We start from the raw sequence: 7,527 nt of genomic DNA on the forward strand, positions 1-7,527 counted from the left end.
CGACGGGTCCGGGCATGGCAATCCTGGCGTCGAAAAGTGTTGTGGGTGACCGTCTGTCGGCCACCGGGCGGGCCCGAGGCGTCAGTTGGGTACGAGATCGCGATACGCGTTGAGGATGCCGCGGATGGAGGAGGTCACCGGCAGCTGACCATCGAGCGGCGCCCAGACGTACCGCGCATGGGCAGTGAGATGGATCGGTTCGAAGGCCGCGACGTCCACGGCGAAATGCAGGCGGCGAACGGGACGTGCGTCGGGGGAGAGGTAGTCGAAATCGCCGACGTGATGGCGGATCCCGGTGACGACCAGTCCTGTTTCCGCGCGCACGCCACGGGCGACCGCCTCGGCGAGGGACTCGCCCGGCTCGACCGTGGCCCCGGGCAGCTTCAGCGGAACCTTGATCGGGCCGCTGTCGTCGCGCTCCAGGAGTAGCACCTGTCCGCCGCGATCGATGATCGCGCCGACTCTCGGTGCGGTGCCGTCGATGTGGGCCTGGCGGGCCAGTGCTTCCAGCTCCGACGCGGAGACCATGGGGCGTACCAACTTCCGATTCCGAATCCGACGGATTCGATGAATGTAGCGGATGACAACGCTACCCGGCGGTTCGAAACGGGCGCGCCGAAACCGGCCTTGTCGACGTCCTCCACCGCGCGACGATCCGCTGTGCTCGCCCGCGGTGGACGAGGTCGGGTGGCCGGGCGGCAGGCCGATTCCCGGCGGGATCGCAGCTCGCTTGCGGGATTATTGCGAGACCGGGGTCCGCGCGTGAACGGGTCGCCCGGAATTGTCGACTCGATCTGTCATCGTCCCAGTTTGCCTCCGGTGCGGACGCGCCATGCCGGTGGACCGAAGGTCGGTTTGCTGAAGGTGTGCTGTCTGTATTCTCTGCTCGTCCTGATTGACCGGGACGAGCGGATTTCGTTCGTCCCTCGAACGTCGGAGGTTTGTGCACACATGGTTCGGCATCGCTCGGTTCCGCGTCCGGCGGTACTCACGCCCGGCGCTGCGACATCGCATTTTCGTCCCGTGCTGCTCGACGCGTCGAGCCGGCAGGGGCTGCGCGACCTGGAATCGCTGGCAGCGTCGAGCGCTGTCCGCGCGGTGCACGACACGATCGACGATCAGCTCGACGAACTGATCCGCTGCGCGGACCCCGGTGTCGCGCAGTCGAGCGACTCGCGGGCGCAGGCGCGCCGCCGGATCTGTGGCGAGATTCCGTTGTGGCAGTGGGGAACCTGGGCGTTCTACCCGTGGAACGGGCAGCTGGTCCATGTGCTGCCGCGCGCGGAGTTCCAGCGGGTGCGAGCGGATCGGAATCGCAACAAGATCGACCGCGCGCAGCAGCGAGACCTGCGCGCGCGGCGGATCGGGGTGGTCGGGCTGTCGGTCGGCAACAGCGCAGCGGTGACGCTGGCGATGGAAGGAGTCGGTGGTTCGTTCCGCTTGGCCGACTTCGACGCCGTCGGACTGTCGAACCTGAACCGGTTGCGGGCGGGGGTGGGCGATCTCGGGGTTTCCAAGGCGGTGCTTGCGGCGCGGCAGATGTTCGAGATCGACCCGTATCTCGACATCGAGGTGTTCACGGATGGCTTGAGTGAGGACTCGATCGGGCCGTTCTTCGACGGCGTGGACGGCAGCGGATCGCTGGATCTGCTGGTCGAGGAGTGCGACACGATGTGGGCGAAAGTCGCTGCCCGCGAGTACGCGCGGAGCCGGGCGATCCCGGTACTGATGGACACCAACGATCGCGGCCTGCTGGATGTGGAGCGTTTCGATCTCGAGCCCGGTCGCCCGCTGTTCCACGGTCGCACCGGCGAGACGACCTCGTCCGAGGTCGCGCGGATGAGCCGGGGCGAGAGGCTGTCGCTGCTGCTGGAGGTGGTCGATGAGCCGCGGCTGAGTCCGGCGATGCGGGTCGCGATCGGGGAGATCGGCCGGAGCCTGTCGAGCTGGCCGCAACTGGCGTCCGGAGTGATGCTCGGCGGCGCGTTGGTGGCCGACACGGCACGCCGGATCCTGCTCGGCGAGCTGGTCCCGTCGGGACGAACCTACGTCGACCTCGACGAGCTCATCCCCGCGATCGGTCTCGCCCCCGAGTTCGAGCGGGCGATGGAGGTGGTCCGGTGACGATCGATCTGCGCGAGGTGGAACTGGTCGGCAAGCGGTTGCGGTTGCGCGATCTGCGCGTCGACGATCTCGGCGTCTACCAGCGGATCTTCACCGATCCGCAGCTGACCAGATTCATGGGCGCCGACAGCATGGGCGTCCGGGCGGCCGCGGCGGCGTTCGACGCGGCCCTGCGTGCGCGGGGCGAGACCCCACGGCGCAAGTACACCCTGGCGATCACCGCACCGGATGCGGACACCATGGTCGGCACCATCAGCCTGCTGGTCGAGGAATACGGCAGCAACGCGATGATCGGCGGTCTGGTCGTGGTTCCCGAAGGCGCGCTGCGAGCGGGCGGCATCGAGGCGGGACGGCTCCTGGCCGCATTCGCCTTCGGACCGCTCGGCATCCACCGGGTGTGGGCGGGGCACCGGCACGACCATCCGGTGATGGACACGGTGATGGCGGGAGTGGGCTTGACACCGGAGGCGCGGCTGCGGCAGCTGTACCGAACCCAGGGACGGTGGCACGATGTGTGCACCTACGCGGCGGTACGGCCGGAATGGGCTGCGGCAGCGACGGATTACGAGCGCCGGATATTGGCGCTACGGCCCACCGCGGCAAGGGAACACGCCACCGCGGGTCGGTGAAGTCGGCACCGAACCCTGTCGAAACGGTCTCCGGGCGGGGCCATAGCGCGATACCATCGCCGACTACAGGCCCCAGGCAATCACCTTTGCCCGAATCGCCTCCACCCCAAACGCGTAGCGGTCGGCGACGGGAGGGACTCCACCGCCGACGAGAATCCGAAGTGGAGATCGTCAATGGCAGTGCTGATCGACTCCGACTATTTCGCGCCGACAGACCGGCGTGAGGCCGTCACCGCGATCCTGCAGGAGGCCGACCTCGGCGCGAACCTGCAGATGTGGGACGCGCCGGCCGAGGTGGTGAGCCGACACCAGTCCTGGCTGCTCGGCCCGATCGCGCTCACCCGCTCGGAGGTGTCCGGTCACCAGGTCTGGCGCACCAGGCGGCACGAGCAAGCCACGCCGAGCGACACCCTGACAGTGACGGTGCAGCACGGCCAGGTCCGCAGGCACGAGCAGTTCGGCGGGCAGACGCTGATCGAACCGGGCGCCTGCGAGGTGATCGACCTGGCCACCACCTTCGCCTCCGGCTGGCACGGCCTGGGCGGAACGCTGTGCCTGCAGCTGTCGAGGGAACGACTCGGCATCTCGCCGGAACTGGTCGTCGCGGCGCACGGGCGGTTGGCGGCCTCACCGCTGTACCCGATGGTGACGGCGCAGATCCAGCATCTGGTCCGGATCGCCGACCAGCTCGAAACCGATCCGGCCGCCGCCTCGCTGGGCGAGTCGTGCATGGAAATGGTTCGGGCACTGCTGATCTCGGCCGCGGGTCGCGGTCCGGGTGACGGCGGCGCCATCCCGGATCAACTGATGATCGAGCAGATCCTCGGGTATGTACGGACGCACCTGTCCGATTCGAACCTGAAGATCCCCGCGATCGCGGCCGCCAACAACATCTCCGTGCGGCACCTGTACAAGGTGTGCGCGCAGTCGGGTGTCAGCCTCGAGCAGTGGATCATCGAACAACGCCTGTTCCGGGCCCGTGACATGCTCATCGACCGGGGCTACGCGCATCGGTCCATCGGTGCCGTGGCCGGTGCCGTCGGCTTTCGCGACGCCGCCCATTTCTCCCGGCGCTTCCGCGAAGCGTTCGGCATGACGCCGCGGGACTGGCGCCGCAGCGCCGCGGAGACGGACAACCCACCGAAGTAGCCGGGGTGCGTGCACCCCGAATGTACGCACGTTTGTGCGTGCACAGTCAGGTGGTGTGCACGCACAGACACCTTCGGCGGCCGATTCACCGATACCTTTCGAATGTGGCAGCGCGAGACCGCTTCAGGGGTACGAGGGTTCGCCGACGGGCACCCGCGCCGACGTGGTCCGTGCGAGGACATCGAGAGAGAGGGGAGACCATGTCGACGATCGGCAAAGCGATTCGGGCGGCACGGATGGCCTCCGGATTCACGCAGGCGGAGTTGGCCGACTGGATCGGGATTTCGGACGCAAACCAGATCAGTCGTTGGGAACGTGACGTGGTGACACCCAGTGCCGGCAATGTCGGCGAGTTGTCGAGAGTGCTGGGGGTGCGTCTCGACAACTCGATCGGCAACGCCGTGTCGTGCTGATGTGATGCTGGTGCATCGGCTCGAATCGGATCGAGCCGATGCGCCGGCGGGTCGGGGCGCCTACGCGACGACCTGGGAGCTCAGGTAACTCAGGAGGACCTGGACGTCCTGGTCGTAGTCGATGTGGGCGGCGGAGGCGTAGAAGTTCGCCATGTCCAGGCCTTGGCGGGCCAGTTGCACGAGCTCGTCGACGCTGGTGGGATCGGCGATGCTGAGCAGGGTTCGAGTGGTGGTGTCGAGGTCGGCGCGGATTCCGGCGGCGACGGGACCGAGGACGGAGCCGGTGAGGTCGGCGCCGGTGGCGGCGAAGGCCGCGAGGTCGGCGGCCGCGGCGACGGGGTCGTTGCGATCGAGGGATTCGACCGCACGCCAGAGTATTTCCTGAATCTGTCCGACCCTGTCGGCGATGCTCAGGACGTCTATCCGGGTGAGGGCATCGGCGATGAGGCTGACGGCCGCGGTCCAGCCGGAGGGGTCTGCGGCCGCGGCCGCGCGGATGACCTGGGCCACCAGAACCCGATCCACACCCGCGGCGGCCTGTACCAGGGGGGCCAGCGCATCGTTCAGGTCACGCGCGGTCCGGTGCGCGCCGCGAATGTCGCCCGCCGCCAGGAATTCCGGGAGCCGGGTGAGGTTGTCGGCGATGGACGGCAGGTTCGCCGCCGTGGCGGTCCAGCCCGCGCCCATGGTGACCGCTTGCGCGATCAGGCTGCGGGGGTCGACCGTGGCGGGGATGACGTCCGCGATCGGTGCCGGATCGCCGCTCAGCACGCGGCCGAGCACGGCGAGGAACGGGGAGGTGGCGGCATCGAGGGAACAGTACAAGTCGCCGTCGGCGCACAGGGTGCGAACACGATCGGTCAACGCGCCGAAGTCCCGGCTCCGAGCTCCGGCTATGCCGTAGCCCGGCTGCGGATTCCCCAGGGAGAGTGTGGTGTCGGGATCGCGATGGGGATCGGCGAGCAGTCCGACACCGACCACCCGATCGGCCGCGATCGGGCCCTCGCCGTTGCCGATCTCGGTGGCAAGATCGCCGATGCCGTCCGCGCCCTGGCTGTAGCCGGCGAGCACGACCCGCGTCGAGCCGCACAGGCCGCGCAGCATCTGGTGCAGGCGGGTTTCCAGGGTGCTCAGTGATTCGGCGTAACTCAGGCCCAGATCGAAAGCGCTTGCGGCATAGGGGACATAGAGCACGGTGATGTCAGGGCCGAACTGCCGTTGCAGGCCGTGGCCGACGGGCCGGAGCATGCCGACGGGCACCTCGGGATCGGCGTCCGGCGTGGTTTCCCATGTCCCCGGCGCGAAGATCGCCGTGTAGGGGGTGCAGGGCCACGGGCCGGCCGCTTCCGCCCGTGCGCCGCCGGCGGTGCTGGTCCCGACCGCGACGAGAGCGGCGACCACCGTTGCCGCAGCGGATCTCGACAACCTGTTCATCGTCCAATTCCTCTGTTGCCGAAGGAGATTCGCGACGACGCGACACGTGCGGACTCGTCTCGAACCGTCGTGGCCAATTGTCGCCACTCGGCGGCGTCCGCGTGGACATTTTCAGACACAGTTTCATTTCAGATACGAGATCATCCCGATCGGCGGGACTGTATAGGTCAATTGTCCAATTTGCTGGGTGGTGCGGACGCTCGGCGGCTACCGTGCCGCGCATGTCTCGTACTCACCGCATTCTCGGGGCCGCCGCACTGGCCGCTGTCCCACTCGTCGTGGCGGCGCCCGCCCCGGCGGCTCCGGTCGTGAACAAGGTCGTGGTCATCGGTATCGACGGCACCCTGTGGAGTGAGGTGGTCGCCGCCGATGCCCCCAACTTCGATCGCCTGGCGGCGGAGGGCACGCTGGCACGCACCTCCATCGCACCGCACACCACCATGTCGTGCGTCTCCTGGGCCACGGCGCTGACCGGGGTGTGGGATACCAAGCACGGGATCCAGGACAACGGATCGACCTGCAACGCAGGGCCTTTCGCGCAGTATCCGACGGTGTTCACGCAGGTGGAGCGGGAGCGTCCGGCGCTGTCGACGGCCTCGATCGGGACCTGGGACACGATCGGCATGATCGCGCGTACCGGCAGTCCGGCGGCCGATCGGGTGACCGTCACGCAGATCGACCCCACCGGCGCTGGCCTGTGTGAGACCACCGCCGATTCCCTTGCCGCCGGGGAAGTGGTCTCGGCCGTCACCGAAGACGGCGCCGATCTGCTGTTCACGCACCTGGACCAGGTGGACATCGTGGGACATACGCTGCGCGGTGTCTGGCCGCAGGCGTACCGGGACGCGATCAACCGGGTGGACGGCCTGGTCGGGAAGATCACGACCGCGGTGGACGCGCGGGCGGCGTCGCATCCGAACGAGCGTTGGACGATCCTGGTGACCACCGACCACGGCCACAAGCCGGACGGTGGACACGGTGGGCAGAGTGCCTACGAGACAGCCGGTTTCGTGGTGGCGCGCGGCGCGGGTTTCGCGGCGGGGGCGCAGCACAACGGGTACACCCTCGCCGATATCACCCCGACCGTGCTGGATCTGCTCGACGTCCCGGCTCCCACGAACCTGGACGGCGAGTCGATGCTGACGGGCGGCTCCGGCGACCCGGCGGCTCCGGTGCCGAACACGCCGCCGGTCGACTCCGGGATCACGGGTTCGTCGTCCGGTTCGGCGCAGGCGGCCATGGTGGCGAATCCGTTGTGCATCCTGGGAAGCGGATCGGCGGGCGGTTCGTCCGAGAAGTAGGCGTCGGTGTGTTCCAGCCGGCGGAAACCCGGAGTCCTCAGCGAGTCGCGGCGCGCTGGTGTGACTTCCACGCCAGCAGTGCCGCCTGCACGATGAAGAAGACGCCGCCGCCGGTGGCGTAGACGGACAGCACGCGCAGTGCGGGCGTGTCACCGGTGGCTTGCGCCAGGTAGGTGAGGCCGACCAGGAAGGACAGGCCGCCGGAGATCAGCGTCGGCCACTGTTTGCCCAGCACCGGGCCACGTCGGCGCAGCCCGACGACGAGCTGGGCGGCACCCGACAGCACGGCCCAGGCGCCGAAGACGCCGAGGACCCAGCCCACGGCCCCCCCCCCCCCCCCCCCCGCGCCGGGGGGGGGGGGGGCGGGGGGGGGGGTGGGGGGGGGGGCGAGCGGGTGGCAGGGCCGGACCGCGCTCACCGAAACCCGCGGGGCCATCGGCGTCCTGCGCGAGGACGACCGTCCCGAGCCCGATTCCG

General features: G+C 68.9%; 7 protein-coding genes and 1 pseudogene. 5 read left to right on the plus strand and 3 right to left on the minus strand.

Translation table 11 applies throughout. The features are described 5' to 3' along the window. Positions 1–81 precede the first annotated feature (81 nt). Positions 82–528, minus strand: coding sequence for an NUDIX hydrolase (locus QH270_RS24410; protein WP_280346419.1), 447 nt, complete (start codon positions 526–528; stop codon positions 82–84). Between QH270_RS24410 and QH270_RS24415 the strand changes: the two genes are divergently transcribed. The 4 genes from QH270_RS24415 (at position 484) to QH270_RS24430 (ending at position 4,315) form a co-directional block, all read left to right on the plus strand. Then, positions 484–2,124, plus strand: a complete 1,641-nt coding sequence (locus QH270_RS24415) for a ThiF family adenylyltransferase (protein WP_280346420.1) — start codon at positions 484–486, stop codon at positions 2,122–2,124. The two genes, QH270_RS24410 and QH270_RS24415, sit on opposite strands and share 45 nt — an antisense overlap. After that, positions 2,121–2,753, plus strand: coding sequence for a GNAT family N-acetyltransferase (locus QH270_RS24420; protein ID WP_280346421.1), 633 nt, complete (start codon positions 2,121–2,123; stop codon positions 2,751–2,753). Before QH270_RS24415 ends, QH270_RS24420 begins: the two co-directional genes overlap by 4 nt. Positions 2,754–2,927: 174 nt before the next feature. Next, complete coding sequence (locus tag QH270_RS24425) at positions 2,928–3,902, plus strand: helix-turn-helix domain-containing protein (RefSeq protein ID WP_280346422.1); 975 nt, start codon at positions 2,928–2,930, stop codon at positions 3,900–3,902. A 200-nt stretch (positions 3,903–4,102) separates the two neighbouring features. After that, positions 4,103–4,315 (plus strand): helix-turn-helix domain-containing protein, encoded by a 213-nt coding sequence (locus QH270_RS24430; protein WP_280346423.1) that lies wholly within the window; start codon positions 4,103–4,105, stop codon positions 4,313–4,315. Positions 4,316–4,375: 60 nt separating this feature from the next. On the opposite strand, the gene QH270_RS24435 is transcribed toward QH270_RS24430, so the two are convergent. Beyond that, on the minus strand, positions 4,376–5,749 hold the full coding sequence (locus QH270_RS24435; RefSeq protein ID WP_280346424.1) for a cutinase family protein: 1,374 nt from the start codon (positions 5,747–5,749) through the stop codon (positions 4,376–4,378). 221 nt (positions 5,750–5,970) lie between these two features. Here QH270_RS24435 and QH270_RS24440 point away from each other — a divergent pair, with 221 nt between their 5' ends. Beyond that, positions 5,971–7,050 (plus strand): alkaline phosphatase family protein, encoded by a 1,080-nt coding sequence (locus tag QH270_RS24440; RefSeq protein ID WP_280346425.1) that lies wholly within the window; start codon positions 5,971–5,973, stop codon positions 7,048–7,050. Between the two features lie 37 nt (positions 7,051–7,087). Here QH270_RS24440 and QH270_RS24445 read toward each other — a convergent pair. Then, positions 7,088–7,527: pseudogene (locus QH270_RS24445) on the minus strand (hypothetical protein); the annotation flags it as partial.

Origin of the sequence: Nocardia neocaledoniensis (assembly GCF_029868625.1) — a bacterium.
GTDB lineage: Bacteria > Actinomycetota > Actinomycetes > Mycobacteriales > Mycobacteriaceae > Nocardia > Nocardia neocaledoniensis_A.